Annotated in this window: 27 protein-coding genes; 14 read left to right on the top strand and 13 right to left on the bottom strand. The window is 73.4% G+C overall.

Annotated elements, in window-relative coordinates; translation table 11 throughout:
* Nucleotides 1-13: 13 nt before the first annotated feature.
* Nucleotides 14-1,768 carry an AMP-dependent synthetase/ligase gene (locus ACWDXC_RS24385; protein ID WP_449985641.1) on the bottom strand — a complete coding sequence of 585 codons (1,755 nt, stop codon included), beginning with the start codon at nt 1,766-1,768 and terminating at the stop codon, nt 14-16.
* A gap of 139 nt (nt 1,769-1,907) precedes the next feature.
* Between ACWDXC_RS24385 and ACWDXC_RS24380 the strand changes: the two genes are divergently transcribed.
* The 7 genes from ACWDXC_RS24380 (at nt 1,908) to ACWDXC_RS24350 (ending at nt 7,626) form a co-directional block, all read left to right on the top strand.
* Nucleotides 1,908-2,675 (top strand): metallophosphoesterase family protein, encoded by a 768-nt coding sequence (locus tag ACWDXC_RS24380; protein ID WP_449985639.1) that lies wholly within the window; start codon nt 1,908-1,910, stop codon nt 2,673-2,675.
* Nucleotides 2,676-2,696: 21 nt separating this feature from the next.
* Nucleotides 2,697-3,134 (top strand): SRPBCC family protein, encoded by a 438-nt coding sequence (locus ACWDXC_RS24375; RefSeq protein ID WP_364172469.1) that lies wholly within the window; start codon nt 2,697-2,699, stop codon nt 3,132-3,134.
* A gap of 1 nt (nt 3,135) precedes the next feature.
* Entirely contained in the window at nt 3,136-4,311 is a 1,176-nt protein-coding gene (locus ACWDXC_RS24370) for an ArsA family ATPase (protein WP_357586514.1), read from the top strand.
* A 25-nt stretch (nt 4,312-4,336) separates the two neighbouring features.
* Entirely contained in the window at nt 4,337-4,750 is a 414-nt protein-coding gene (locus ACWDXC_RS24365) for a hypothetical protein (RefSeq protein ID WP_364172466.1), read from the top strand.
* Between the two features lie 16 nt (nt 4,751-4,766).
* Complete coding sequence (locus ACWDXC_RS24360) at nt 4,767-5,699, top strand: ROK family glucokinase (protein WP_449985635.1); 933 nt, start codon at nt 4,767-4,769, stop codon at nt 5,697-5,699.
* A gap of 92 nt (nt 5,700-5,791) precedes the next feature.
* The gene (locus ACWDXC_RS24355; protein ID WP_449985633.1) at nt 5,792-6,475 is read left to right on the top strand and encodes an endonuclease/exonuclease/phosphatase family protein; all 684 of its coding nucleotides are present in this window, start codon (nt 5,792-5,794) and stop codon (nt 6,473-6,475) included.
* A 38-nt stretch (nt 6,476-6,513) separates the two neighbouring features.
* Nucleotides 6,514-7,626 (top strand): hypothetical protein, encoded by a 1,113-nt coding sequence (locus ACWDXC_RS24350; RefSeq protein ID WP_449985630.1) that lies wholly within the window; start codon nt 6,514-6,516, stop codon nt 7,624-7,626.
* Nucleotides 7,627-7,662: 36 nt separating this feature from the next.
* Here ACWDXC_RS24350 and ACWDXC_RS24345 read toward each other — a convergent pair whose 3' ends face one another.
* Entirely contained in the window at nt 7,663-8,172 is a 510-nt protein-coding gene (locus ACWDXC_RS24345; RefSeq protein WP_449985627.1) for a hypothetical protein, read from the bottom strand.
* A gap of 46 nt (nt 8,173-8,218) precedes the next feature.
* On the bottom strand, nt 8,219-8,977 hold the full coding sequence (locus ACWDXC_RS24340) for an alpha/beta hydrolase (RefSeq protein WP_449985624.1): 759 nt from the start codon (nt 8,975-8,977) through the stop codon (nt 8,219-8,221).
* A 160-nt stretch (nt 8,978-9,137) separates the two neighbouring features.
* Here ACWDXC_RS24340 and ACWDXC_RS24335 point away from each other — a divergent pair, with 160 nt between their 5' ends.
* Nucleotides 9,138-9,842 (top strand): lysophospholipid acyltransferase family protein, encoded by a 705-nt coding sequence (locus ACWDXC_RS24335; RefSeq protein ID WP_449985621.1) that lies wholly within the window; start codon nt 9,138-9,140, stop codon nt 9,840-9,842.
* 16 nt (nt 9,843-9,858) lie between these two features.
* Here ACWDXC_RS24335 and ACWDXC_RS24330 read toward each other — a convergent pair whose 3' ends face one another.
* A complete protein-coding gene (locus tag ACWDXC_RS24330) occupies nt 9,859-10,314 on the bottom strand; it encodes a MarR family winged helix-turn-helix transcriptional regulator (protein WP_449985618.1) in 456 nt (151 codons plus the stop codon).
* A gap of 81 nt (nt 10,315-10,395) precedes the next feature.
* Here ACWDXC_RS24330 and ACWDXC_RS24325 point away from each other — a divergent pair, with 81 nt between their 5' ends.
* The gene (locus tag ACWDXC_RS24325; RefSeq protein WP_364172453.1) at nt 10,396-10,827 is read left to right on the top strand and encodes a DoxX family protein; all 432 of its coding nucleotides are present in this window, start codon (nt 10,396-10,398) and stop codon (nt 10,825-10,827) included.
* 35 nt (nt 10,828-10,862) lie between these two features.
* On the opposite strand, the gene mmuM is transcribed toward ACWDXC_RS24325, so the two are convergent.
* From mmuM to ACWDXC_RS24310, 3 genes are all read right to left on the bottom strand, one after another.
* The gene (gene mmuM, locus ACWDXC_RS24320; protein ID WP_449985614.1) at nt 10,863-11,729 is read right to left on the bottom strand and encodes a homocysteine S-methyltransferase; all 867 of its coding nucleotides are present in this window, start codon (nt 11,727-11,729) and stop codon (nt 10,863-10,865) included.
* Nucleotides 11,730-11,826: 97 nt separating this feature from the next.
* Nucleotides 11,827-14,211, bottom strand: coding sequence for a VIT domain-containing protein (locus ACWDXC_RS24315; protein WP_449985611.1), 2,385 nt, complete (start codon nt 14,209-14,211; stop codon nt 11,827-11,829).
* A complete protein-coding gene (locus ACWDXC_RS24310) occupies nt 14,208-14,924 on the bottom strand; it encodes a helix-turn-helix domain-containing protein (RefSeq protein ID WP_449985608.1) in 717 nt (238 codons plus the stop codon). Before ACWDXC_RS24310 ends, ACWDXC_RS24315 begins: the two co-directional genes overlap by 4 nt.
* An 80-nt stretch (nt 14,925-15,004) precedes the next feature.
* Here ACWDXC_RS24310 and ACWDXC_RS24305 point away from each other — a divergent pair, with 80 nt between their 5' ends.
* On the top strand, nt 15,005-15,472 hold the full coding sequence (locus ACWDXC_RS24305) for a Dps family protein (protein WP_449985606.1): 468 nt from the start codon (nt 15,005-15,007) through the stop codon (nt 15,470-15,472).
* 151 nt (nt 15,473-15,623) lie between these two features.
* Nucleotides 15,624-16,748, top strand: coding sequence for an alkaline phosphatase PhoX (locus tag ACWDXC_RS24300; protein WP_449985603.1), 1,125 nt, complete (start codon nt 15,624-15,626; stop codon nt 16,746-16,748).
* Here ACWDXC_RS24300 and ACWDXC_RS24295 read toward each other — a convergent pair whose 3' ends face one another.
* Nucleotides 16,749-17,342, bottom strand: coding sequence for a TetR family transcriptional regulator (locus ACWDXC_RS24295; protein WP_449985601.1), 594 nt, complete (start codon nt 17,340-17,342; stop codon nt 16,749-16,751).
* A gap of 94 nt (nt 17,343-17,436) precedes the next feature.
* Between ACWDXC_RS24295 and ACWDXC_RS24290 the strand changes: the two genes are divergently transcribed.
* Complete coding sequence (locus tag ACWDXC_RS24290) at nt 17,437-19,626, top strand: MMPL family transporter (RefSeq protein ID WP_449985598.1); 2,190 nt, start codon at nt 17,437-17,439, stop codon at nt 19,624-19,626.
* Here the strand turns inward: ACWDXC_RS24290 and ACWDXC_RS24285 are convergent.
* A complete protein-coding gene (locus tag ACWDXC_RS24285; protein WP_449985595.1) occupies nt 19,538-20,461 on the bottom strand; it encodes a bifunctional helix-turn-helix transcriptional regulator/GNAT family N-acetyltransferase in 924 nt (307 codons plus the stop codon). The two genes, ACWDXC_RS24290 and ACWDXC_RS24285, sit on opposite strands and share 89 nt — an antisense overlap.
* 31 nt (nt 20,462-20,492) lie before the next feature.
* On the opposite strand from ACWDXC_RS24285, the gene ACWDXC_RS24280 reads away from it, so the two are divergent.
* Nucleotides 20,493-21,398, top strand: a complete 906-nt coding sequence (locus tag ACWDXC_RS24280) for a lactonase family protein (protein ID WP_449985593.1) — start codon at nt 20,493-20,495, stop codon at nt 21,396-21,398.
* A 32-nt stretch (nt 21,399-21,430) separates the two neighbouring features.
* Here the strand turns inward: ACWDXC_RS24280 and ACWDXC_RS24275 are convergent, their stop codons facing one another.
* From ACWDXC_RS24275 to glpK, 4 genes are all read right to left on the bottom strand, one after another.
* Nucleotides 21,431-22,384 (bottom strand): NAD(P)-dependent alcohol dehydrogenase, encoded by a 954-nt coding sequence (locus ACWDXC_RS24275; RefSeq protein WP_449985590.1) that lies wholly within the window; start codon nt 22,382-22,384, stop codon nt 21,431-21,433.
* Complete coding sequence (locus ACWDXC_RS24270; RefSeq protein WP_449985587.1) at nt 22,381-22,614, bottom strand: helix-turn-helix transcriptional regulator; 234 nt, start codon at nt 22,612-22,614, stop codon at nt 22,381-22,383. The genes ACWDXC_RS24275 and ACWDXC_RS24270 overlap by 4 nt, the downstream gene beginning before the upstream one ends.
* Nucleotides 22,608-23,039, bottom strand: a complete 432-nt coding sequence (locus ACWDXC_RS24265) for a hypothetical protein (protein WP_449985584.1) — start codon at nt 23,037-23,039, stop codon at nt 22,608-22,610. Before ACWDXC_RS24265 ends, ACWDXC_RS24270 begins: the two co-directional genes overlap by 7 nt.
* A 124-nt stretch (nt 23,040-23,163) precedes the next feature.
* Nucleotides 23,164-24,627: a glycerol kinase GlpK gene (glpK, locus tag ACWDXC_RS24260; RefSeq protein ID WP_449985581.1), complete on the bottom strand. Its 1,464-nt coding sequence runs from the start codon at nt 24,625-24,627 to the stop codon at nt 23,164-23,166.
* Between the two features lie 104 nt (nt 24,628-24,731).
* Here glpK and ACWDXC_RS24255 point away from each other — a divergent pair, with 104 nt between their 5' ends.
* Nucleotides 24,732-25,757, top strand: a complete 1,026-nt coding sequence (locus ACWDXC_RS24255) for a 6-phosphofructokinase (RefSeq protein ID WP_219514207.1) — start codon at nt 24,732-24,734, stop codon at nt 25,755-25,757.
* Nucleotides 25,758-25,924 lie beyond the last annotated feature (167 nt).

The following is a 25,924-nucleotide window of genomic DNA, read 5'->3' as shown; positions in this document are numbered from 1 at the left end:
TGGAGCCCCAGCCTTACCCGTACAGGGCCTCGATCTCGGGGTCGAAGTCGCGCATCACGAGGTTGCGCTTGACCTTGAGGGTGGGGGTCAGGTGGCCGCTCTCCTCGGTGAGGTCGGCGGCCAGGATCGTGAACTTCTTGATCTGCTCGGCCTTCGACACCATGGCGTTGGCCCGGTCGACCGCGCCCTGCACCTCGGCCAGGATGCGCGGGTCGGTGCGCGGGTCGGCGGGGCGGCCGTTGCCGGACGACCACTGCTCCAGCGCCTCGGGGTCGAGCGTGACGAGCGCGCCGACGAACGGCCTGCCGTCGCCGACGAGCATGGCCTGCGAGATGAGCGGGTGGGCGCGGAGGGAGTCCTCGAGCGGCCCGGGGGCGACGTTCTTGCCCGCGGCCGTCACCAGGATCTCCTTCTTGCGCCCGGTGATGCGCAGGTAGCCGTCGGCGTCGAGCTCGCCGACGTCGCCGGTGTGGTACCAGCCGGCCTCGTCGATCGCCTCGGCGGTGGCCTCGTCGTTGTTCCAGTAGCCGGCGAACACGTTGCGGCCCCGGGCCAGGATCTCGCCGTCGTCGCCGATGCGCAGCGTCACGCCGGGCAGCGGCTTGCCGACCGTGCCGATCTTGTTGGCGCCCGGCATGTTGACCGAGCAGGGGGCCGAGGTCTCGGTGAGCCCGTAGCCCTCGTACACCTCGATGCCGACGCCGCGGAAGAAGTGGCCGAGCCGGTCGCCGAGCGCCGATCCGCCCGACACCGCCGCGGTGAGCCTGCCGCCGGTGGCCGCGCGGAGCTTGCCGTACACGAGCTTGTCGAACAGCGCCCGCCGCAGCCGCAGGCCGAGGGGGGCGCCGCCGGAGCTCTCGGCCTTGCTCCAGGCCACGGCCACGTCGACGGCGCGGGCGAAGATCTTGCCCTTGCCGCCCGCGATGGCCTTCTGCTCGGCGGCGTTATAGACCTTCTCGAAGACGCGCGGCACGCCGAGCAGGAACGTGGGCTTGAAGTCCTGGAGGTCGGGGGCGACGTTCTTCATGTTCGGGGTGTGCGCCATGATCGCGCCCGCCTCGACGAGCACCACCTGGATCATCCGCGCGAAGATGTGCGCCAGCGGCAGGAACAGCAGCGCCGCCGGGTCCCTGGAGGCGAACAGCGGCTCCAGTGGCCCGCGCAGCACGTTGACGGCGGTGAACAGCAGGTTGTCGTGGGTGATCCGGCAGCCCTTGGGCCGGCCGGTGGTGCCCGAGGTGTAGACGATCGTGGCCAGGTCGGCGGCGCACACCAGGGAGCGCCGCTCGTGCACCGCGGCCTCCTCCACGTCGGCGCCCTCGGGGCCGGCGTCGACCCGCCACACGAGCTTGAGGTCGGGCGCGGCCTCGCGCACGGTCTCCTCGTGCGCGTCGAGCTCGACGAAGACGGCCTTGGCGCCGCTGTCGGCGAGGATCCAGCGGACCTGCTCGGCCGAGGAGGTCTCGTACACCGGCACGGTCACCGCGCCGATCGACCAGATCGCGTAGTCGATGAGCGTCCACTCGTAGCGGGTGCGCGACATCAGCGCCACCCGGTCGCCGTGCTCGATGCCGGCCGCGACGAGGCCGCGGGCCCGCGCCACCACCTGGTCGCGGAACTCGCCCGCCGTGACGACCGGCCAGGCGTCGTCCTGCTTGCGGCGCATGACGACCCGGCCGGGCTCCTGCTCGCCCCGCCGGAACACGGTGTCGGGCAGGCAGGCGGCGGCAGGCACATCCACCAGCACCGGGACGCTGTACTCGCGCACGGATCCACTCCTAGTCGGGTGCACGCTTCTGGGTATGCGCTGGACGTTACCGCGACAAGTTACGCGCCGGTAGGTTCGTCATCCAGACGTGATGAAGGGCATTCATCACGCTAGCAGCCGTTGTTCATAGGATCGGCCCATGAGGGTCCACGTGGTCAGTGACGTGCACGGCAGGGCGGACGCGCTGGCGCGGGCGGGCGACGGCGCCGACGCGCTCATCTGTCTCGGCGACCTGATCCTGTTCATCGACTACGACGACCACGCGCAGGGCATCTTCGCCGACCTGTTCGGCGCCGAGCAGGCCGCCCGGTTCATCGCGCTGCGCACGGCCAAGCGGTTCGACGAGGCCAGGGCCATGTCGGCGGCGTTGTGGGCGAGCCTCGACGGCGACCCGCGCGAGCACATCGAGCGCAACGTGCGCGCCCAGTACCGCGACCTGTTCGCCGCCATGCCCGCGCCCGCGTACCTCACCTACGGCAACGTCGACCTCCCGCGCCTGTGGGCCGACTACCTGCGCCCCGGCCACCAGGTGCTCGACGGGGAGACGGCGGAGATCGGCGGGCTGCGCTTCGGGTTCGTCGGCGGCGGGCTCAAGACCCCCTACCGCACCCCGTACGAGATCAGCGACGAGGCGTACGCCGCCAAGGTCGAGGCCCTCGGCGAGGTCGACGTGCTGTGCTGCCACATCCCGCCCGCCGTGCCCGAGCTGCTCTACGACGTGGTCGCCCGGCGCTTCGAGCGGGGGAGCGAGGCCACGCTGGAGCTGATCAGGCGGACCCAGCCGCGCTACGCCCTGTTCGGCCACGTCCACCAGCCGCTCTACCCGCGCCTGCGCATCGGCCGCACCGAATGCGTGAACGTGGGCCATTTCCGGGGAAAGGGCGTTCCGTACATCCTCGAATGGTGAGCGGCCCAGTATCTTGGTCGCATGGCTGATCGCACCAGTTCGAGCATCGTCATCGACGCCGATCGCGCGGGCGTCATGGCGGTCATCGCCGACCTGCCCGCCTACCCCGAATGGGCCGGCCAGGTGAAGAGCGCCGAGGTCCTGTCCACCGGCGCCGACGGCAGGCCCGAGTCCGTGCGGTTCGTCCTCGACGCCGGCATGATCAGCGACACCTACACCCTCGCCTACACCTGGAACGACGACGAGAGCGTGAGCTGGCGGGTGTCGGAGCCCGGCAAGATGGTCTCCCGCCTCGACGGCAGTTATCTGCTCGCCGACACGGGCAGGGGGATCGAGGTGACGTACGAGCTCGCGGTCGACCTCGCCGTCCCGATGATCGGCATGATCAAGCGCAAGGCGGAGAAGGTGATCGTGGACACCGCGCTCAAGGGCCTCAAGAAGCGCGTCGAAGGCCGCTGAGGTGAGCCCCCGCGTCCTGCTGTTCACCGGGAAGGGCGGCGTCGGCAAGACGACGGCCGCCGCGGCCACCGCCACGCTCGCCGCCCGGCGCGGGCTCAAGACGCTGATCGTCTCCACCGACACCGCCCACTCGCTGGCCGACGCGCTCGCCGTCGAGCCGGGCGAGGTCGCGCCCGGCCTGCACCTGCACCAGGTCGACACACAGCGCTCGCTGGAGCGCCACTGGGGCGAGCTCCGCGACTACGCCCGCGGCCTGCTCGCCGAGCTGGGCCTGGACGAGATCACCTCCGAGGAGCTGACCGTGCTGCCCGGCGCGGAGGAGCTCATCGCCCTCATGGAGCTGCGCGAGCACGCCCGCGAGGGCCGCTGGGACGTCATCGTCGTCGACTGCGCGCCCACCGCCGAGACGCTGCGCCTGCTCGCGCTGCCCGAGGCGCTCGACTGGCACGTCAACCGGCTGATGCCGCTCGGCCGCCGGCTGCTGCGGGTCGCCGCGCCGTTCGTGCGCGGGGTCGCCCGCGTCAGCGCGCCCGGCGACGAGGTGGTCGGCGCCGCCGAACGCTTCCACCGCGGCCTGATGGAGGTGCGCGACCTGCTCACCGGCGGCCACGCCTCCGTCCGCCTCGTGCTCACGCCCGAGTCGGTGGTGCTCGCCGAGGCCCGGCGCACCCTGACCTCACTCAACCTGTACGGCTACCGCGTCGACGCCGTCGTCGCCAACCGGGTCTTCCCCGCCGGCGACGCCGACCCGTGGCGCGCCCAGTGGGTGGAGGCCCAGAGCAGGCTGCTGGCCGAGGCCGAGGAGTCGTTCGCGCCGCTGCCCGTGCACGTCGTCCCCTACCTGCCCGCCGAGCCGGTCGGCAAGGAGGCGCTGGCCAGGCTCGGCGAGGCGCTCTACGGCGAGGCCGACCCGTTCGCCCCGCCCGCCGCGCCGCCGCCGCTGCGGCTGTCGGCCGACGAGCTCACGCTGGCGCTGCCCGGCGCCCGCCACGGCGACGTCGACCTGGCCCGCAAGGGCGACGAACTGATCATCACCGCCGGGCCCTACCGGCGCATCCTGGCGCTGCCCGCCGCCCTCGCCCGCCGGAAGATCAGCTCGGCGGTGCTCCGCGACGGCGCGCTCCGGGTACGGTTCACCTCGGAGGCGAAATCCGACGAAGCGCACGCGACGGGATGAGCGCCGCATCAGCCGGGAGGGCCACATGACCGACAACAACGACAGAGATCCCATCGGGACCGTCGCCGAAGAGGCGCGCAAGCTCTTCGACGCGATCCAGGGCCGGGCCACCCGCCAGGTCGGCAAGACCGTGTTCAACTCGTTCACGGGCGGCGGCGGGCGGGAGCAGAAGGACGTCTGGGGCGAGGCCGTGTCCGAGCCCGAAGGCGAGTACGTCTGCAAGGCGTGCCCCTTCTGCCGCGCGATCGCGGCGCAGCGCGAAGGCGCCACGAACCGGGCAGGCGAGGCGGCGGGCGACGTCGCCGGGCACATCATGGCCGCCGGCGGCGAGCTGTTCGCCGCCTTCCGCGAGGCGCTCGACGCGCTGAGCAGGCCCGCCCCCCGCCGGCCGCGCGACGAGCGCGACCGCGACAATGTCGAGCACATAGACCTGGGATAAAAGGGGAAGGCGGGCAATGTTCACGATCGGTGTGGACATCGGCGGCACCAAGGTCGCCGCCGGTGTGGTCGACGACGACGGACAGATCGTCCAGCACGCGCTCAGGCCCACCGCCGCCGACCGGCCCGACCTGGTCGCCGAGACGGTCGCGGACGTGGTGCGCGAGCTCGCGGGCGGCCGCGAGATCGAGGCCGTCGGCGTCGGCGCGGCAGGGTTCGTCGACGAGACCCGGTCGATCGTACGTTTCGCCCCCAACCTCGCCTGGCGCGAGGAGCCCCTGCAGAAGAAGATCAGCGGGCTCGTCGGCCTGCCCGTGGTGATCGAGAACGACGCCAACGCCATGGCCTGGGGCGAGACCAGGTTCGGGGCCGGACGCGGGCAGTCCCACGTGGTCTGCCTGACGATCGGCACCGGCATCGGCGGCGGCATCGTCTTCGACGGCCACCTCTACCGCGGCCACTGGGGCATGGGCGCCGAACTCGGCCACATGCAGGTGGTGCCCGACGGGCGGCTGTGCGGCTGCGGCCGCCACGGCTGCTGGGAGCAGTACGCCAGCGGCAACGCGCTCGTCGCCGAGGCCAGGGAGACCGCCGCCCTGCACCCCGAGCGCGCCCGGACGCTGCTCGGGCTGGCCGGCGGCCGGATCGAGGGCGAGGAGGTGACCGAGGCGGCCCGGATGGGCGACGAGGCCTCGCTCGCCGCCTTCGCCAGCGTCGCCGACTGGCTCGGCCAGGGCATGGCCGACCTCGCCGCCGTCCTCGACCCCGGGTGCTTCATCCTCGGCGGCGGCGTGTCCAGGGCCGCCGACCTGTTCCTCGACCGGGCCCGCGCGGCCTTCGAGGAGCGGCTCACCGGCCGGGGCCACCGGCCCGTCGCCGAGGTGCGGATGGCCGAGCTGGGCGCCTCGGCCGGCGTCGTGGGCGCCGCCGACCTCGCCCGCCGCCGCTGACCGCCGGCGCCCCCGGCGGCGTCGCCGGGCCCGAGTCTGCCGCCATGCCCGGCGTGCCCGGCCGTGACGTTCCCGCTGTACCGGATGTCCGGGTGGTCACGTACAACCTGCATGGGCTCAGGGACGACGGGGCCGCGCTGGAGCGGGTGATCGCGGCGGCCCGCGCCGACGTGATCTGCGTCCAGGAGGTGCCGCGGCTGCCCCACCGGCGGCTGCGCTGGCGCCGCCTGATCGCGCGCCACGGGCTGCGCACGGCCGGCGGGCACGCCAGGCGCGGCGTCGCGGTGCTGGCCGGGCCGCGCGCCCGGGTGCTGCACGCCGAGAGCCACGTGCTCAAGGTCTTCGCCGGGCTGGAGGCCCGCGCCGTGGCCGTGGCCGTCGTCGAGGTCGAGGGGGCGCGGCTGGCGGTCGGCTCGTTCCACCTCGACCTGCACGAGGCCGCCAGGACCTGCCACGCCGCCGAGGCGCTGGAGCTGATCGAGGCGGTCGCCGCCCGCCACGACGCCGAGGTGGTGCTGGGCGGCGACCTCAACGAGCACCCCTGCCGGCCGGCCTGGCGGCTGCTGGCCGCCCGCCTGGCCGACTGCCACGCCGCCGCGCCGCGCGGCGACGGGCTGACCTTCCCCGCCGCCAAGCCACGCCACCGCATCGACGCCCTGTTCGCCGCGCGCGGGCTGCGTGTCGTGTCGTGCGGCGGCGTGGAAGCCGCGAGCCCCGACCTGACCGGGGCCAGCGACCACCTCCCGGTGCTCGCCGAACTGCGAGTCTTCCCCTAACGGGGCATCAGCGGCGTTCAGCCAATAGCATTTGATCCATGACCCGTCGCTCTCAGCGGCGTGCGCTCTCCTTGACCTTGGCGACGTCCGTGGCCCTGTCCGGGGTCACGCCCGCCGCGCATGCCGAGCCCCGCCCCGCCGCCATCGACGCGTGGGAGCGGACGACGAGCGTGCGGCTGGTGGCCGACGGCTCGCTCTCCGACGTGCTGGCCCTGTCCTCCGGCGACGTGTGGGCCGTCGGCCAGCAGCAGATCTGGGACGTGTGGAAGAACCGCGGCACCATCCGCCACTGGAACGGCGAGCGCTGGAGCGAGGCCCCCATCCGCGACACCACCGGGGCGGGCAGCCTGCGTTCGATCTCGGCCGCCTCCTCCGGCGACGTGTGGGCGGCCGGCGACGGCCACGACGGCGTCCCGTTCATCGCCCGCGGCGACACGGGCGGCTTCGACCGCGTCCGGCCGGAGGGGCTGCGCAGCGGCGACTGGCTCGGCGGGATCGACGCGGCGGGCGAGCGGGTCACCGCCGTCGGCAGCCGCGACGACAAGGGCCTCATCGTCACCTGGCACGACAACGAGTGGACGTTCCAGCCGACCAAGGAGAAGGGCGCCCTGTACGCGGTGTCCGGCGGCTTCGCCGTCGGCGACACCGGGCGGGCGCCGCTGATCGTGCACCAGTCCGGCGGCGACTGGAAGAGCATGCCGGTGCCGTCGGTGCCCGGCGGCTACCTGCGTGACATCCACGTCGACAGCGGCAAGCGGGCGCTGGCCGTCGGCGGCGTCTACCACGGCCCCGGCAAGGTCGGCCCGCTCGCCCTGGCCTGGAACGGCAAGCGGTGGAAGCGGCTGTCGCTGCCGGTCAAGGGCGCCCGCCTCTACGGCGTCACCGGCGACGGCAAGGGCCGCTACTGGATCTCGGGCTACGACCCGGCGCGCGCCTCGCAGGCGTTCATGCTGCGCTGTGACAAGCGTTCGTGCGAGGTCCTGCGCGGCGCCGCAGCCGAGGGGCGCAGCAGCGTGCGGCTGCAGGCGGTCGCCTACCTGGCGGGCAGGCAGGCGGTGTGGGCCGTCGGGCACGCCGTCGACGACCAGGAGCGCTACACCGACGTGGTGGAGTCGTTCGGCCCGGGCCAGCCGGACGACCCCGACTCCTGACCCGGCCCTTCCGGGGCGCCGGTCCTCCAGAGCTTCCTAGAGCACCGCGCCGTCGTCCCAGCCGCTGTCGTTCGGCGGGCCGTCGCCCATGCGCACCACCAGCGCCACGAAGCCGCCGATGAACGCCGCCACCGCGGTGAACAGCGCCCAGCCCTCCATGCGCCAGTCGGCCATCGCCGCCACCAGCAGGTAGGCGGGGCCGCCGAACAGCGCCAGCCAGGCCAGCTTGGTCGGCAGGTCGAGCTTGGGCAGCGGGGGAGGAGGCGGCGGCTCGAAGTGGCCCTCGTCCTCCTCGTCGCCCGGCGTGTCGCCCTCGTCACCCCGGTCCAGCGTGTCGCCGTCACGGGACTCGCGGGGCTCCCTGGGCTCGCCGTTCAGGTCGAGGTCGGCGAACTCCTCCGGTGGTTTCACCACCCGCCGCAGCGGTTCGGCGGGGACGTTCTCGCTGTCCGGCCATGGCTGATCAGCCGAGTCGCGCTCGGCCGTGTCGTTGAAGGACGCGACGATCTGCCGCCAGACCTCGTCCTCGTCACTCTGGGGCGTCACCTAGATGGGCCTCTCCACAGCGATCGCGACTTCCCCCTGGGTGCGATCAGTCCCTCTGCAAGGGTACCGAGGCATGTGTCCGGATGAAGTCGAGGCTCCCGGCAAAGATCCTGTCGGCATCGTTGTCAAGCGTCGCAACATGGTAGCTATCGGTAAGCTCCTCGATCGTGGCCTGGGGCACCTTCCGGCGGATGATCGCCACGCTGGCCGGTTTCACCACATGGTCCTCGGTGCTGTGGAAGACCAGCAGCGGCTGCGTCACCCGTTCCAGGTCGGCCTGGACCAGGGACCAGAGCCGGGGCAGCGACGCGGCGGCCTTCACCGGGGTGCGCGCGTAGCCGAGCTCGGTCGCGCCCGGCTTCTTGATGTCGTTGGCCACGCCCGGCACCGAGGCGACGAACCACTTGAGCACCGGCGCCAGCCGCAGCAGCGGCACGTCGTTGGTGATCGACGGGTTGACCACCACGACGCCCCGGACGGCGTCGCCGTGCACCTCGGCCAGCCGCAGCGCCAGGCAGCCGCCCAGCGACAGCCCCGCCACGAACACCTCCGCACAGCGCCCCTGGAGGTCCTTGAACGCCTTCTCCACCTCGGCATACCAGTCCTCCCAGCGGGTGTGGTTCATCTCCTGCCAGGTGGTGCCGTGCCCGGGCTGGCGGGGCAGCGAGACGCTGACGCCGTGCGCGGCCAGGTGCTCGCCCCAGGGGCGCAGCGACTGCGGGCTGCCGGTGAATCCGTGGCACAGCAGCACGCCGACCTGACCTGCGTGATGGTGATAGGGCTCAGCGCCTGGCATGAGCGGCATAACAGCTCCTCCATGCATTTTCATCCCCGAACTGCCCGATCGTCGCACGATCCGGGGCAATTGTGCGAGAGCTGGTGTAGGAGCATCGGGGCCGGGATGGGAAGATGACTGTGCTCGCGCAGAGTGCTCGCAGACAGTCGCATGAGGAAGAGGTGGCCGGGTGTTCTACTGGGTGGTCAAGGCCATCTTGGCGCCGATCCTCCACCTCGTCTTCAGGCCGTGGGCGGAGGGCATCGACAACGTGCCCCGGCAGGGCCCCGCCATCCTGGCCGGAAACCACCTGTCCTTCGCCGACCACTTCTTCGGCCCGCTGCAGCTCAGGCGCAAGGTCATCTCCCTGGGCAAGTCCGACTACTTCACCGGGCGCGGCGTCAAGGGCTTCTTCACCCGGCTGTTCTTCAGCGGCGTCGGCACCGTGCCGATCGACCGGTCCGGCGGCAAGGCCAGCGAGGCGGCGCTCCGCACCGGCCTGCGCGTGCTGCGCGAGGGCAACCTGCTCGGCATCTACCCCGAGGGCACCCGCTCGCCCGACGGCCGCCTCTACAAGGGCAAGACCGGCGTGGCCCGGCTCGCGCTGGAGTCGCGGGCCCCGGTCATCCCGTGGGCCATGGTCAACACGTTCGAGATGATGCCGCCCGGCCGGCCGCTGCCCAAGCTCGGCATCCGGCCCGGCGTCCGGTTCGGCAAGCCGCTCGACTTCTCCCGCTACTACGGGATGGAGGACGACCGGCTGGTGCTGCGCGCGGTCACCGACGAGATCATGTACGCGCTGATGGAGCTGTCGGAGCAGGAGTACGTCGACAAGTACGCCGCCAGCGCCAAGGTCGAGATGGAGCGCGCCGCCCGCGCCGCCCCGGCGGGCTGACGGCCGCCCGCCCAGGTCAGTCGCGCAGGGCCTGCTCGGTCCTGCCCATCGCCTTGGTCATCGTCTCCAGCTCCTCGCGGGTGAGCCGGTCGATCAGATAGGCGCGCACCACTTCCACGTGCCCCGGGGCCACCTGCTCCAGGCAGCGCGTCCCGGCGTCGGTGAGCACGGCCAGCACGCCGCGGTCGTCGGACGGGCAGGTGGTCCGCTCGACCAGCCCCGCCTTCTCCATCTGGGTGATCTGGTACGTCAGCGCGCTCTTGGACACCACCACGCCCCGGGCGAGCTCGGTCATGCGCATGCGCCGGTCGGGCGCGTCGGCCAGCCTGACCAGGATCTCCCACTGCGGATGGGTCAGCCCCGCCGCCGCCTTGAGCTGCTCCTCGATGCGCCGTTCGAGCAGGTGGGCGGTGGAGAGGAACGCGCGCCAGGCCGCCATTTCCGTCGGGTCGAGCCACCGGGTGTCACTCATCAGATCAGTCTACTTGTTGTTCACATTTGAACTTTCGCGGTAGAGTCTCGTTCAAATCTGTACGAACTTCAAGGAGTCAACATGCTTGACCGAGCGCGTAACATCGCACTGCTGCTCGCCCGGGTGGCCACAGGCGTGATCTTCCTCGTCCACGGCTACCAGAAGTTCGCCACCATGGGGATCGCCGGGACCACGCAGTTCTTCGAGTCGATCGGCATCCCGCTCCCCGGCCTCGCCGCCCCGCTCGTCGCCGTGCTGGAGGTCGTCGGCGGCATCGCGCTCATCCTCGGCGTCGGGCTGCCCGTCTTCGGCACGCTCCTCGCGCTCGACATGGTGGGCGCGATCTTCTTCGCCCACCTTCAGGCGGGCTTCGCCGTCGGCGACGGCGGCTACGAGTACGTGCTCGCGCTCGCCGCGGCCAGCCTGGCCATCGGCTTCACCGGCGGCGGCGCGCTGGCCCTGGACCGGATCCTCGGCCTGGACAAGAAGCTGACCGGCAGCCGCGCCGCCTGACCACGACGACGCGGCGCCCGGTCAGGACAGCCCGATCAGGACAGGTGGGCGCGGACCTCGCGGATGTGGTCGGGAGTGGTGCGGCAGCAGCCGCCGATCAGCGCGGCGCCCGCCGCCTGCCACTCCTTGGCCGCCTGGCCGTACTCCAGCGGGTCCGACAGCCCCAGCCAGCGGCGCCCGCCGGCGTCCCACGTCTCGCCCGAGTTGGGGTAGACGACGACCGGCAGCTTGCCGGTCAGCTCGGTGATCAGGCCGGGGATGTGGCGCGGCGCGGTGCAGTTGGCGCCGACGGCGACCACCTGCGGGTTGCCGGTGAACAGCGCCGCCGCCTCCGCGATCGGGGTGCCGTCGCTGATGCGGGCCGCGTCACGGCAGGAGAAGCTCACCCACGCCTTGACCGACGGCGTCTCGGCCAGCAGCCGGGCCAGCGCCCGCGCCTCGGCGTAGGAGGGAATGGTCTCGCAGGCCAGCAGGTCGGCCTGGGAGGCGGCCAGGATCTCCCAGCGCGGCCGGTGCCAGGCCAGCAGGCTGTCCTCGTCCAGGTCGTAGTCGCCGGTGTATTCGGCGCCGTTGGCCAGGAACGCCCCGTATGGGCCGACCGAGGCGGCGACCAGCCCGCCGCCCGCCTCGTCACGGGCCTGCGCGGCCAGCTCGACCGACAGCCCGATCAGCCGCTCGGCCTCGGCCAGGTCCAGCCCCCGGCGCCGGAAGCCGGGGATGGACGCCTGGTAGCTCGCGGTGGTGGCCACGTCGGCGCCGGCGGCGAAGTAGTCGGCGTGCACCTGCCGGACGAGCCCGGGGTCCTCCAGCAGCAGCCGGGCCGACCAGAGCGCGTCGCCGAGGTCGGCGCCGAGCGCTTCGAGATGGGTGGACAGGCCGCCGTCCAGCACGAGTGTGGTCACCCGTCCAGAGTATGGTCCCCGGACGGGTGCGCGGGGCCGCCGCGCCCGCGTGCGCCGGCCCCGCCTTGCCCTTCCCTTGACGTGCCGCTGCCCCGGCTCAGGCGCGCTTCCAGAAGGGCCGGCGCGGCCCCTCACCCCCGGCCCGCCCCTCCGGCCCGGCCCCTCCACCAGGCCCGGCGCCGCCGCCGGTGGCAGGCCCGCCGCCCAGCCCGGGGCCTTCCTCCGGGGTGGGGCGGTCGGGGGCGGTCAGGGCGGTCAGGACCTCGATCGCCCGGCGGCGCAGCGCCTCCGGGTCGGCGCCCGGCCGCTCGGCCGCCTCCAGCTCGCGGGCCAGCGCCGCCAGCTCGGCGTGCCCGCCCAGGTAGGAGGCCAGCGCCGCCAGCCGGGAGCCCAGGTCCGCCAGGTAGAGCACGTCCGGCACGGTCAGCGCCTTGAGCCGGTCCAGCTCGGCGGCGAGCTGCGCACGGACCGTGTCGAGCCCGTGCGGCACCGGCCTGGCCCCCATCGGCGCGCTCCGCGCCGGCCCGGCCGCCATCGGCGCGGCGAACAGCGGCCCGCGCGCCGCCGCCATGACGACCGGGTCGCCCCCGCCGCCGGGGTTGAGCCCGGGAGCGGGCGCGGCCATGGCCCGCATCCCGCGCGGCGCCTCCGCCGCCATCCACGCGAACCCGCCCGTCGGCGCCGGCATCTCCCAGCCGCTCGGCGGCTCGGCCGGCTGGATCGCCCGGTGCTCCGGCGCGCCCTCGGCCACCTGCCTGCTGTCGACGGCCACGTACGCGGTGAAGCGGCACAGCACCCCGTGCTCCAGCGACACGCGGACGATCTCCGGCTCCAGCCCGTGCTCGCCCATCGCGTAGCGGTCCTCCAGCTCGCGCAGGTGCGCGCGGGCCCACACGGCGCGCAGCGCCGGGCTGTCGACGGCCGTCGCCTCGACCCGCTGCTCCCACGGCGCCCCGGCCGCCAGCCCGCGCACGGTCACCGCCGAACCCTCCCGGCACCGCCCGTAGGCCCGCAGCGGAACGCCCGGGAAGATCGAGCCCAGGTGCGTGAGCGTGCCCGGCTCCACGTCCAGGCCCTTCAGCGACAGGTCCGTCACCAGCGGCGCGCCGATCCGGCGGTGGATCTGTTCCATCGCCGCGTCCAGCCGGTCCTCCGACTCCACCAGCTCGCACCGGCCCGCGCCCAGCCCGGCCAGCCTGCCCAGGAACGCGGCGTTCACCGCCCGGTCGATGCCCACCGCGTGCACCCGCATCGCCGACAGCGCGCCACCGGCCCGCTCCAGGATCTGGTCCTCGTTGCCCACCTGGCCGTCGGTCACCAGCACCACGACCCGCTCCCGGCCGCCGTCGCCGCCGCTCAGCAGGTCGATCGCGCGGCGCAGCGGCTCCAGCAGCTCGGTGCCGCCCCGCGCGTCGACCCGCGCCAGATGCTCCACCGCCCGGTAGCGGTTGCGGTCGCCGCCCTCCGCGAGCCCCTCGAACGCCTCCTCCACCACCGAGTCGAACGCCAGCACCGCGAACCGGTCCTGCGCCGTCAGCGTGTCGACGATCCGCGCCGCCGCCCGCCGCGCCGCCACCATCTTCCAGCCGGCCATGCTGCCCGACCGGTCCAGCAGCAGCACCAGGTCACGCGGCGCCCTCGGCGACTCCAGCGCCGGGGGCACCACCGTCAGCGCGAACGTGCCCGCGCCGTCCAGTTGCAGCGCCGTCGAGGCGTCGAACGCCATCCGCAGGATGAAGTCGCGGTCCAGCCGCTCGCCGGGACGCACCCGTACGACACCGCCGGCCTCCTCCACCACGTGCAGGCTGGACGCCAGCTCCCGCAGCTCCAGCCCGCCCGCGTCGACCTTGACCGCCAGCGACAGCCGCACCGGGTCCGGGAAGCCGGGCAGCAGCACCGGGGGACTGATCCTGGACGCGTCCGGCACCGCGTCCGTGTCCGGCGCCACCCCGTCGCCCGCCGCGGGCCCGTCCAGCGGCGTGCCCGGCACGTAACGCGGCGCCACCACCAGCGGGAACCGGAACGTGGCCGCCCCGTCCTCGTACGGCAGCGGCTGGCTCAGCTCCAGCCGCACCGTCACCCGCTCCCCGGGCAGGATGTTGCCCACCCGGATCGTGAACACGTCAGGCCGGTCCTCCTCGGCGATCGCCGCCCGCCGCCCCTCCCGCAGCGCCCGGTCGTAGTCGGCCCGCGCCTGGCCGCGCTCCTTCAGCACGCCCTCCACGACCCGGTCGTCCGCCTCCATCCGGAACGCCGTCACCGCCGCCCGGTCCGGCAGCGGGAACACGTACGTGGCCTCCAGCGTGACGTCGAACGGGTTGCGGAACCCCTGCGCCACCTTCACCCCGGCGACCAGCCCGGACACCTCGGCGGACACGTCCACGCTCTCCAGCGGCAGGTTGCCGCGCCCGGTCCGCAGCGCGCCGATCCCGGCGTCGGGCACCGGCGCGCACCGGGCGGGCTCGAGTGTCGTGATGTTCATGCCAGATTCCTCTCTTCGAGCACCGCGAGCAGCGGTTGCGCCGCCGCCAGCACGGCCTGGATGTCCTCGTCCGACAGAGCCCGTCCCTCCACGAGCAGCGTCACCCGTTCCCCGAGCCTGACCCCCCACAGGGGCGAAGCCTCTCCGGGACCGTGCCCACCGGCAGCCCTCCGGCCACGCACCGCCGGACCCTCCGGCTCCTCCGAAGCGCCCGGCCCGCCCGATCCCCGGGGCCCGCCCGCACCCCCGGACGGCGGCCCCGAGGGTGCCCGTGCGGGGGCTCGCGGTCCTGAGAGGCCCTGCGCCGCAGCCGGGGCGTCCTGGGCGTTCGGCAGGTCCCGGGGCCCGTCCGAGGAGGAGCCGGGGGCCGGGTGGCGGGTCCAGAACCGGGGGCCGGGATCCGGGGTGAGGCGGGCCGCCTCCTCCAGCATGGCGTCCGTGGCTCCGGCGAGGGCCGTCTGGATGTCGGCGATGGACAGCCCGGCCGCCTGGAGGCGCTTGACGGCGACGAGCTGGAGCAGGTGCCTGCGCCCGTAGCGGGCGATCCGGCCCTGGCGGGTGAGGGGCGGGTCGACGAGGCCGATCGTGGTGTACCACCTGATCAGGCGCTCGCCCGGCACCTCGCGGACCCGGCCGTTGAGCGGCTGCGCCCGCGAGCGGAGCTGGTCGGCCGCGCGCTCCGCCAGCTCGCCGATCGTCCACGTCTCGCTCATGCCACCACACTGACACTGTCATTGTTGCACTGTCAAGAACGGGGGGAATGAAGCCCGCTTCCCCGGGGAGAGGGGAGGACATGTCTACGATTTCCGGCCCGATCAAGGGTGACGCGCAGAAGACCACCGCCCAGGCTCTCCAGGGCGCTCTCATCGACCTGATCGACCTGTCCCTGGTCGCCAAGCAGGCGCACTGGAACGTGATCGGCTCCCATTTCCGCCCCATCCACCTGCAGCTGGACGAGCTCACCGACCTGGCGCGCCAGCACACCGACGTCGTCGCCGAACGGCTCGTGGCGCTCGGCGTGAGCCCGGACGGCCGCGCCGCCACCGTCGCGAAGGCGACCAAGCTCCCGCAGCTGGAGCACGGCTGGATCGAGGACGGCAAGGTGGTCGCCACGATCACGGACGTCCTCGACGGCATCAGCAAGCGGATGCGCGAGCGCATCGACGCCACCGAGGAGCCCGACCAGGTGTCGCAGGACATCCTCATCGCCGTGACGCAGGACGTGGAGAAGCAGCGCTGGATGTTCCAGGCCCAGCGCTGACCCTGCCGGGGGGATTCGAGACCGAAGCCCGGAGCCGGAGTCCCGCGCCCCGGGCTTTCGCGTGCCAGTTTGCGTACTGTTCGGACTTGGGGATCCTCCCCATTCACGTCGGTGCGGTGGACTAGCGTGGCATCAAGAGGGAGGCCTGACGATGTCCCGCAAGACTCTCCTCCGCACGGGCCCGATCCGGCAGAGCGGCGCGAGCCCGTACGGCCCGATCACCGAGCCGATCACCGAGCCGAGCCCCGGCGAGCCCGCGGCCCCAGGCGGCACAGGCGGCCTGGGCGGTCAGGCGGGCTCGGGCGGTTCGGCGGGGCCGGGGCGGCCGGCCGTGCCCGGCGGGTTCCGGGGGCGGGTGGTGGCGCGCTCCGGCGGCAAGGTGGCCGGGCTGACGTGGCACGCCGCGCCCGGCGCTGGCGCGTGCTTCCCCGACGGCCCCGGCTGGATCTACGTCTCCAACGCCGCGCTGCCGGTGGTCGGCGGCGCGTCGGCGCTGCGCTTCCGGCCCGACGGCAGCGTGGGCGGCGCCTATCGCATCCTGTCGGGCACCGAGGTCAACCGGGGCGGCGGCGCCACCCCGTGGCACACCTGGCTGTCCTGCGAGCTCGGCCACCGGGGCCGGGTGTTCGAGTGCGACCCGTACGGCATGCGCGCGGGCAGGCCGAGGCTGGCGATGGGACGGTTCGCGCACGGCGGGGCGGCCTGCGACCCCGGGCTCGGCGTCGTCTACCTGACGGAGGCCGAGCGTGACGGCTGCTTCTACCGGTTCCGGCCGGGCGACTGGGGCGACCTGACGGAGGGCACGCTGGAGGTGCTGTGCGGCTCCGGCGCGTGGGAGCGGGTGCCGTCACCGGCCGCGCTGCTCAAGCCGGTCCGCCACCAGGTCGCGGGGGCGCGCCGCTTCGACGGCGGCGACGCCTGCCACTACGCGGACGGCGTCTGCTTCCTCACCACCCGGGGCGGCAGCACCCGAAGCGGCGCCGTTGGCGGGGCGTTGTGGGCGTACGACACGCGGACCGGCGCGGTGGAGTGGGTCTGCGACGGCGTCGGCGCCGTCACGGCCGCGCCCTCCGGTGACCTGTACGTGGCCCGCCGGGGGTCCCGGATCGACGTCGTGACGCCGGACCGGGAGATGGCGCCGTTCCTCACGCTCGACGGCGACGCCGACCTGTCCGGCCTGGCGTTCGCGCCCGGTGGCGACCGCCTCTACTTCTCGGCCACGGCGGCGTCCGGCGAGGCGACCACGTACGAGGTGGCGGGCCCGTTCCGGAGCTGATCAGCTCAGATAGCGCACCAGCATCACCTTGAGCTCCTCGACGAGCTCGGCGGCCCGCTGTGGGGTGGCGTCGCCGGCCAGCGGCATCACGGCCTTGACCATGGCCACCGCCATCGTGCCCATCATCAGCGCCCGCTCCTCGTCCAGCCCGGGGGAGCGGCGGCGCAGCATGGCGGCCACCTGGGCGGCGACGGCCTCGTGCAGCACGCGGGCGGCGGCGGCCAGCTTGTCGCCGGTCGCGCTGCCGTACAGCAGCGACCAGTAGGCGGGGCTGGCGGCCTTGAACGCGACGCTCTCGTCCACGAGCGCGCCGACCAGCGCCTCCAGCGGCACGTCGGGCGTGACCGCCGCGAGCCGGGCCGCCCAGAACTCCTCCCGGTCGGTGGTGTAGCGGGTCACCAGGCCGTCGAGGATCTCCTCCTTGTTGCGGAAGAACTGGTAGAGCGAGCCCGGTGAGAGCCCGGCGCGGGCGGCGACCTGGTTGGTCGTCAGGTCCGGGTAGCCGACGTCGGCGATCACCAGCTCGGCGGCGTCGAGGATCTCCGCCATCCGTTTCAGCCCGCGCGCCTGCCGGCGCACTGCGCGTTCGGTCATGCGGTCTCCCCGTTGACAAATGCGAGCATTTACTTGTATTTCTGGTTCGGCCAATGAAACACGAGTAGTTTACCGAGTTTGGGGGCGGGGAGTGGTGACGACCCAAGGGCGGGACGCGCCGCTGCGCAGGCTGGGGTTCTTCCTGGTCAGGCGGCGGCGCGCGGTGCTCGGGCTGGCCCTGGCGCTGGCCGTGCTGGCCGGGGCGCTGGCGGCGGGCGCGGTGCCCCGGCTGTCGCTGGCGAGGTTCGAGGCGCCGGGATCGGAGTCGGACCGGGCGCGGGCCGAGCTGGCCGCCCGGTTCGGCACCGGCAGCCCGGACCTGATCTTCCTGGTGACCGCGAAACGCGGCACGGTCGACGACGCCGCCGTGGAGGCCGCCGGGCGCGAGCTCGCGGCCCGCGCCGCCGCGCACGACGGAGTGGCCGAGGTCGCCTCGTACTGGGGCCGGGGCAGGCCCGCCACCCTGCGCAGCGCGGACGGCAGGCACGCGCTGATCCTCGTGCGCGTCCCCGGCGACGCCGACCACGTGCGGGCGGGCGTGCTGCCCCGGCTGGTCCCGGCGATCACCGCCGAGCACGAGCTGCTGCGGGTGCGGGCCGGGGGAGGGGAGGAGGTCTTCCGTGCCACGGTGCCGCTGGCCAGGCAGGACTTCGTCCGCGCCGAGCTGGTGATCTTCCCGCTGGCGTTCGCGCTGCTCTGGCTCTACCTGCGCCGGGCCCTGGCCGCGCTGGTGCCGATCCTGGCCGGGGTGTTCGCGATGGCGATCGCGCTGGCGCTGCTGCGCGGGCCGCTGCTGTTCACCGGCATCTCGACGTTCGCGCTCAACCTGACGCTCGCCATGGGGCTCGGGCTGGGCATCGACTACTGCCTGTTCGTGATCGCGCGCTTCCGCGAGGAGGTGGCGCTGGGCCGCGACCGGGCCGAGGCGGTGGCCGGGGCGGTCGAGCACGCGGGGCGGACGGTGCTGTTCAGCGGCCTGACGGTGGCCGCGTCCCTGGCCGTGCTGTTCGCGCTGCCGTTCGACTTCCTCAGGTCGTTCGCGTACTCCGGCATCGCCGTGGTGATCGGCGGGCTGGTGGCGGCGGTGCTCGTGCTGCCGGCGGTGCTGGCCGTCGCGGGCGGCGCGATGCTGCCACGGCGATCCCGGCCCGAGCGGCCGGGCACGTTCTGGCACGCGCTGGCGGTCCGGGTGATGCGGCGCCCGCTGCTGTACGGCGGGGTGGCCACGGCGGTGCTGCTCGTCCTGGCCGCGCCGTTCCTGGGGCTGCGCTTCGGCGTCGCCGACGACCGCATCCTGCCCCCGGACGCCGGGCCCCGCCAGGTGCAGGACGTGATCCGCCAGACCTTCCCCGCCGAGGAGACCGACGCCATCCAGGTCGTCTCCACCGGCGCGGGCGGCGACGTCACCGCCTACGCGGCCGAGCTGTCACGGCTGCCCGGCGTCGCCCAGGTCGACTCGGCCGCCGGCGTCTTCGCCGAGGGGCGGCGGACCGGCGACGGCGATCCGTCCCGGTTCGAGGGGCGCGGGAGCTGGCTGTCGGTGGTGCCCTCGGCCGAGGCGCTCGCCGGCGACCCGGTCCGGCTCGCCGGGGCGGTGCGCGCGGTCGAGCCGCCGTTCGAGGTGCTGGTGGGCGGCTATCCCGCCGAGCTGGCCGACTATCGCGCCTCGGTGGTGGACCGGCTGCCGCTGCTGCTGGCGCTCATGCTCGGCGTGACGCTCGCGGTGCTGGCGCTCATGACGCGCAGCGTGATCCTGCCGGTCAAGGCCACGATCCTGAACGTGCTCAGCCTCGGCGTCATGTTCGGCGCCATCGTCTGGGTCTTCCAGGAGGGCAACCTGTCGGGGTTGCTCGGCTTCACCCCGACAGGGTCGCTCGACCCGAGCATCCCCATCCTCATGCTGTGCGTCGCCTACGGGCTGTCGATGGACTACGAGGTGTTCCTGCTGTCGCGGGTCAAGGAGGAGTACGACAGGACCGGTGACACCGAGCAGGCCGTGGCTGCCGGGCTGCAGCGCGGCGCGCCGCTGATCACGGCGGCGGGCGGCATCCTGGCGCTCAGCTTCGCCGCCTACGCCACCGCGTCGGTGTCGTTCGTGCAGATGCTCGGCGTCGGCATGGCGGTGGCCGTGCTGGTGGACGCGACGGTGATCAGGGCGGTGCTGGTGCCGAGCCTGATGCGGCTGGCCGGGCCGCTCAACTGGTGGCCGCGAGGTCGAGCGACCACATCTCGTCGACCACCTCGACCCCGTTCTCCAGAGCGGGCTCCTGCGAGTCGAGCGTGAACCCGGCGGCCCGGTAGATGCGCCGCGCGCTCTCCAGGCAGGAGCGCGTCCACAGCACCATCCGCCGGCATCCCTCGGCCCTGGCGTGGCGCACGCACTCCTCGACCAGCCGCCGGCCCAGGCCGAGCCCGCGCGCGGACGGCTCGACGAGCAGCAGCCGCAGCTGCGCCGTCGTGGCGTCCTTGCGCACGCAGAACACGCAGCCCGCGGGCGCGCCGCCGGCCTCGGCGATCCACGCCGCGTCGCGCCCCGGGTCGAACTCGCCGACGACCTTCGCCACGGTCCGCTCGAAGTCCATGCCCCAGCCGTACTCCTGCGCGTAGAGCACGCCGTGCCGGTGGACGACCCAGCTCAGGTCGCCCGCGCGGGGCGCCCTGATGACCACCGGCTCGCGCTCGGGCGGCGGGCCGAGCACGTCGCGGATCGTCGCCATCGCCTCGACCAGCCGCCGCTGGCCCTCCTCGGGCAGCCGGGCCAGCAGGCGGCCGATCTCCTCCTGGGAGCGCCGGTCGAGCATGCCGTACGCCTCCGTGCCGGCCGCGCTGAGCCGGATGACCTGCTTGCGCCCGTCGGTGGCCGAGCGCTCGCGGACGATCAGCCCGTCGCTCTCGAAGCGCGTCAGGATGCGGCTGAGGTAGCCCGCGTCCAGGTCGAGCAGGGCCCGCACCTCACCGGTCTCCAGCTTGCCCGCCTGGGCGAGCTCGAACAGCACCCTGCTCTCCGTCAGCGAATAGGGCGAGTGGTGCATGCCGGCCTGGAGGACCCCGATGGCCTGCGTGTAGAAGCGGTTGAACGCCCGTACCTCGAAAGCTCTTGACTCTGTCAGCGAATCCATTGCCTCAGTCAAGCATGAGATGATGGCGGGTGTGAAGAGGCACCTCTACGTCGGCGGCTACGGTCCCGGCATCCTGAGCACCGGCGAAGGGCTGACCCGCCTCGCCTCGCCGTCGTTCCTGGCCCCGCACCCCTCGCTCCCGGTGCTCTACGCGGCCGGCGAGCTCGCCCAGGGCTGGATCACCGCGTTCGGCACCGACGGCGGGCTCTCGCCCTGGGACGAGCGCTCCTCCGAGGGCGACAGCCCCTGCCACCTGGCGGTGCACCCGTCGGGCGAGCTGCTCGCGGTCGCCAACTACGGCGACGGCGTGGCCAGCCTGCACCGCCTCGACGGGCGCGGCGTGTTCGCCGGCGACCCGATCGTGCTGCGGCACCAGGGCTCCGGCCCCGACCCCGAGCGCCAGCAGGGCCCGCACGCCCACCAGTGCGTCTTCCACGACGACGTGCTGCACGTCTCCGACCTGGGCACCGACGAGATCCGCCGCTACTCGCTCGACGGCGCGCCGCTGGAGCCGATCCGGCTGCCGCCCGGCACCGGCCCCCGCCATTTCGCCTTCGCCGGCTCGCGCCTCTACGTGGCGGGCGAGCTCGACGGCACCGTCACCCTGCTGGAGGGCGGGAGGCTCACCACCGTGCCCGCCTCCGCCTCCGGGGAGACCAACTACCCGTCCCACCTGGAGCTCGACGGCGACTTCGTGTACGTGGCCAACCGCGGCCCCAACACGATCGCCGTGCTGCGCGCCGACGACCTGAGCCCGGTCGCGGAGGTGCCCTCGGGCGGCGACTGGCCGCGCCACTTCGCCCTCGACGGCGACCGCCTCTACGTGGCCAACCAGCAGTCGGGCGGCGTCGCCGTCTTCGCCCTGACCGGCGGCGTGCCGGCGCCGACCGGCGAGGTGATCGAGGTCGAGAGCCCGTCCTGCGTGCTCCCCGCGTAGCCCTGGCCTGGCCTGCCGGTCCCGGTCCCGGGTCAGCGCACCGTGATGACGAGCTTGCCCGGCGCGTCGCCCGCGGCCAGGTCGCCCACCGCGGTGGCGGCCTCGGCCAGGGCGTACGTGCGCCCGACGGCCGGTCGCACGGCCCCGGCCTCGATGAGGTCCCGCAGCGTGTCCAGGTCGGCGGTGCGGGTCAGCGAGAGCAGCGGGTCCAGGCGCTGGCGCGTGAACGGATTGATCAGCCGGGCGGCCTGCAGCCGGCCGAGCCCGCCGAACCACCGGCCGCCGCCCTCGCCGCCGACGAGGGCGAGCCGGCCCCGCTCGGCGAGCAGCCCGCGCAGTTCGCGCAGCGGCCGGTTGCCCGCGATGTCGATGATCAGGTCGTACGTCCCGGTGAGCGGCTCGCGGGTGTAGTCGATGACGGCCCCGGCGCCCAGCGACCGGACGAGGCCGGCCTTGGCCGTGCTGCACACGCCGGTGACGTCGGCGCCGCCGGCGACCGCCAGTTGCGTCGCGAAGCTGCCCACTCCGCCGCCGGCGCCGATGACCAGCACCTTCTCGCCGGCCGTGACCCGGCCGACGGCCCGTAACGCGGTCACCCCCGACACGGGCACGGCCGCCGCCTCGGTGAAGCTCAGGTTGGCGGGCTTGCGGGCGAGCTTGCCCGGGCGGGCGACCGCGAACTCCGCGTACGCGCCGGTCGCCGCGCCGTACACCTCGTCGCCGGGGCGTAAGCCGCTCACGCCGGCGCCGACGGACTCCACGACGCCGGCCACGTCCATGCCCGGCACGCGGTTGCGCGGCCGCCGCAGGCCGAAGGCGAGGCGGCCGACGAGCGGCAGCCCGGTCATGAGATGCCACACGCCGTAGTCGACGCCGGCCGCGTGCACCCGGATCAGCACCTCGCGGGCGCCCGGCTCCGGCGTCGGGACCTCGCCGAGGCTCAGCGTGCGCGGCGGGCCGTACTCGTCCTGGACGATCGCCTTCATGGGGAGTCTCCTTCGGTGTCGGGGTACTGGAAGACGTCGTCGAGCCCGACGCGGAACACCCGGGCGATGCGGAACGCCATTTCCAGGGAGGGGGAGTAGCGGCCCTGTTCGATCGCGATGATGGTCTGGCGGGTGACGCCGACCCGGTCGGCCAGCTCGGCCTGGGTCATCTCGCCGTGCGCGAACCGCAGGGCCCGGATCGTGTTGGTGACCTGCGTCGGCTTCACCACGTCTGGAAGCCGCCCTTGCGGTAGGCCATGATCTTGGCGATCGAGCTGAGCACCGAGGACAGCACGAACGCCAGGTAGACGGCGTTGGCGATCCAGAAGTGGCGCAGCTCGGCGACGGCCATGATCAGTGCGGCGAGCGCGCCGATGACGACGAAGGACTGCCCTATGCGCTCGCTGACCTGGTTGATCTCGCGGTCGCGCTCGTCGGTGCGGCCGGCGCCCTTGCCGCCCGCGACGGCCATCGCGATGTTGGCAGCGATCCCGGCGACGACGGCGCCGCCGATGGTCCACAGCAGGGCTCCGGCGTAGGGGACGTCGGCGAACGGGCCGTCGCCGGCCCGGCTCAGGACGATCGCCACGTAGATCGCGTACGCGCCGACGGAGAGCACGATCATCACCCAGGCACGCTTTTCCTCGAAGGCCATGCCCGCTCCTTATGTAAAACAAAGCTGACATTGGTCAAGGTAAAACGCCGCGGACACCATGTCAAAGTTTATTTACACGCTAGGCCGCGCCGCGCCGCGCCGGGGCAGGTGAGGGCGGGGCAGGCTATCGCCGGTCGTCACACGCCAGGGCCACGGCCGCGCGCCAGCGGTCGTAGGCGGCGTCGTCGCGCGCGCCCGGCTCGAAGCGCCGCTCCAGCCGCCACGTCTCGCGCAGCTCCTCCGCCGACCCCCACACCCCCGCGCCCAGCCCCGCCAGGAACGCCGCGCCCAGGGCCGTCGTCTCCCGCACCGCCGGGCGCTCCACCGGAGTGCCGAGCTGGTCGGCCTGGAACTGCATGAGCAGGTCGTTCGCGCTGGCCCCGCCGTCGGCCTTGAGCACCGGGATGCCGTCGCCGCCCATCACGGCCGCCACGTCGCGCACCTCGAACGCGATCGCCTCCAGCGTCGCCCGCACCAGGTGGGCCCGCGTGGTGCCGCGCGTGATGCCGGTGATCAGCCCCCGCGCGTCCGGGTCCCAGTACGGCGCCCCGAGCCCCGTCAGAGCGGGCACGAACACCACGCCGCCGCTGTCGGGCACCGTGCGCGCCACCGCCTCCGACTCCGGCGCGGTGCCGATCAGGCCGAGCCCGTCGCGCAGCCACTGCACCGCCGCGCCGGTCACGAAGATCGACCCCTCCAGCGCGTACGTGCGCTCGCCCGACGGCGCCTGCCAGGCCACCGTCGTCAGCAGCCCGTCCGGCGACCTGACGATCTCCGTGCCGGTGTTGGACAGGATGAACGAGCCCGTCCCGTACGTGCACTTGACCTCGCCGGGCGTGTAGCAGGTCTGCCCGAACAGCGCCGCCTGCTGGTCGCCGGCCACCCCGCTGATCGGCAGGTCCAGGCCGAGGAACGCGGCCGGCTCGGTGCGCCCCAGCTCGCCGAAGTTGGGCACGATCGCCGGCAGCGCGGACTCCGGCACGCCGAACAGCTCGCACAGCTCCGGCTCCCACCCGCCCGACTCCAGCCCGTACAGCAGCGTGCGGGAGGCGTTGGACGGGTCAGTGACGTGGCGCGCGCCCGCCGTGAGCCGGGCGATCAGGTAGGAGTCGACGGTGCCCGCCACCACCCGGCCGGACGTGACGCCCTCCCAGGCGTGTGGGTCGTGCGCGGCCAGCCAGGCCAGCTTGGAGGCGGTGAAGTAGGGGTCGAGGCGCAGGCCGGTCAGCTCGGCGACGCGCGGCTCGTGGCCCTGCTCGCGCAGGCGGGCGCAGATCCCGGCGGTGCGCCGGTCCTGCCAGACGATCGCGCGGCGCGGCGCGGCCAGCGTCTCGCGGTCCCACAGCACCGCGGTCTCGCGCTGGTTGGTGATCCCGACGCACACCGGTGTGGCGGCGGCCCCGCGCAGCGCCTCGGCGCAGGCGCTCAGCGTGGCCTGCCAGATGTCCTCTGGGTTGTGCTCGACCCAGCCGGGCTCCGGGAAGTGCTGGGCGAACTCCTCGTAGCCGCGGGACTCGGCCCGGCCGTCCTCGGACACCACGAGAGCGGTGACGCCCGTGGTGCCGGCGTCGATGGCCAACACGCTCACGAAATCGCCTTTCACTCGGTCCACACGCGTTTGGTCTAGACCAATGCCCGCCTGTATGGGCACAATGCGATTCTGGTCGTGAACCCCGTCGGGAGGAACCCGTTATGCGTATCGGAGTGCTCACCGGAGGTGGCGATTGCCCCGGTCTCAACGCTGTGATCAGGGCTGTCGTCAGGAAGGGAGTGGGCGTCTACGGTCATGAGTTCGTCGGCTTCCGCGACGGCTGGCGGGGCCCGCTCGAAGGCGACACGATGCCGCTCGACATCCAGGCCGTGCGGGGCATCCTGCCCAGGGGTGGCACCATCCTCGGCTCGTCACGGACCAACCCGATCAAGATAGAGGGCGGCGTCGACCGGATCAAGGACAACCTGGCCGCGACCGGCGTCGACGCGCTGATCGCCATCGGCGGCGAGGACACGCTGGGCGTCGCCAAGCAGCTCTACGACCGCGGCGTCAAGGTCGTCGGCGTGCCCAAGACGATCGACAACGACCTGTCCGGCACCGACTACACCTTCGGCTTCGACACCGCCGTCAACATCGCCACCGAGGCCATCGACCGGCTGCACACCACGGCCGAGTCGCACCACCGGGCGCTGATCTGCGAGGTCATGGGCCGCCACGCCGGCTGGATAGCGCTGCACGCCGGCATGGCGGGCGGCGCCAACGTCATCCTCATCCCGGAGAAGCCCTTCGACATCGACCGGGTCTGCGAGTACGTGGAGTCCCGCTTCCGCACCCGCTACTCGCCGATCATCGTCGTCGCCGAGGGCGCCCACCCGATCGAGGGGCAGATGGCGCTGCAGGCGGGCGAGCTCGACGCGTTCGGGCACGTCCGGCTCGGCGGCATCGGCGAGGTGCTGGCCAAGGAGATCGAGAAGCGCACCGGCAAGGAGGCCCGCACGACCGTGCTCGGCCACATCCAGCGCGGCGGCACGCCGACGGCCTACGACCGGGTGCTGGCCACCAGGTTCGGCCTGCAGGCGATCGACGCGGCGCACGAGGGCGACTTCGGCATGATGGTGGCGCTGCGCGGCACCGACATCGTCCGGGTCGGGCTCGACGAGGCCACGGCCGAGCTGAAGACCGTCCCGGCCTCGCGCTACGCCGAGGCGGAGGTGTTCTTCGGCTGATTGAAAGCGGCTTGCAAGCGGGCGGCCGTACCTTCTGGAGCAGCGGGGTTACCGCTACAACCCCCTTCGAGGGTACGGCTTGCGCCGCGGAGAGTCGGCGGCCCACCACGCGTCGCAAGCCGTACCTACGCATAGTTCAACCGCGGGGCGTGCCGAAGAGATCCACC

It is taken from the genome of Nonomuraea sp. NPDC003214, from assembly GCF_053590035.1.
Note: the sequence above shows the minus strand (reverse complement) of the source record. Positions and strands in the feature narration are given on the sequence as shown.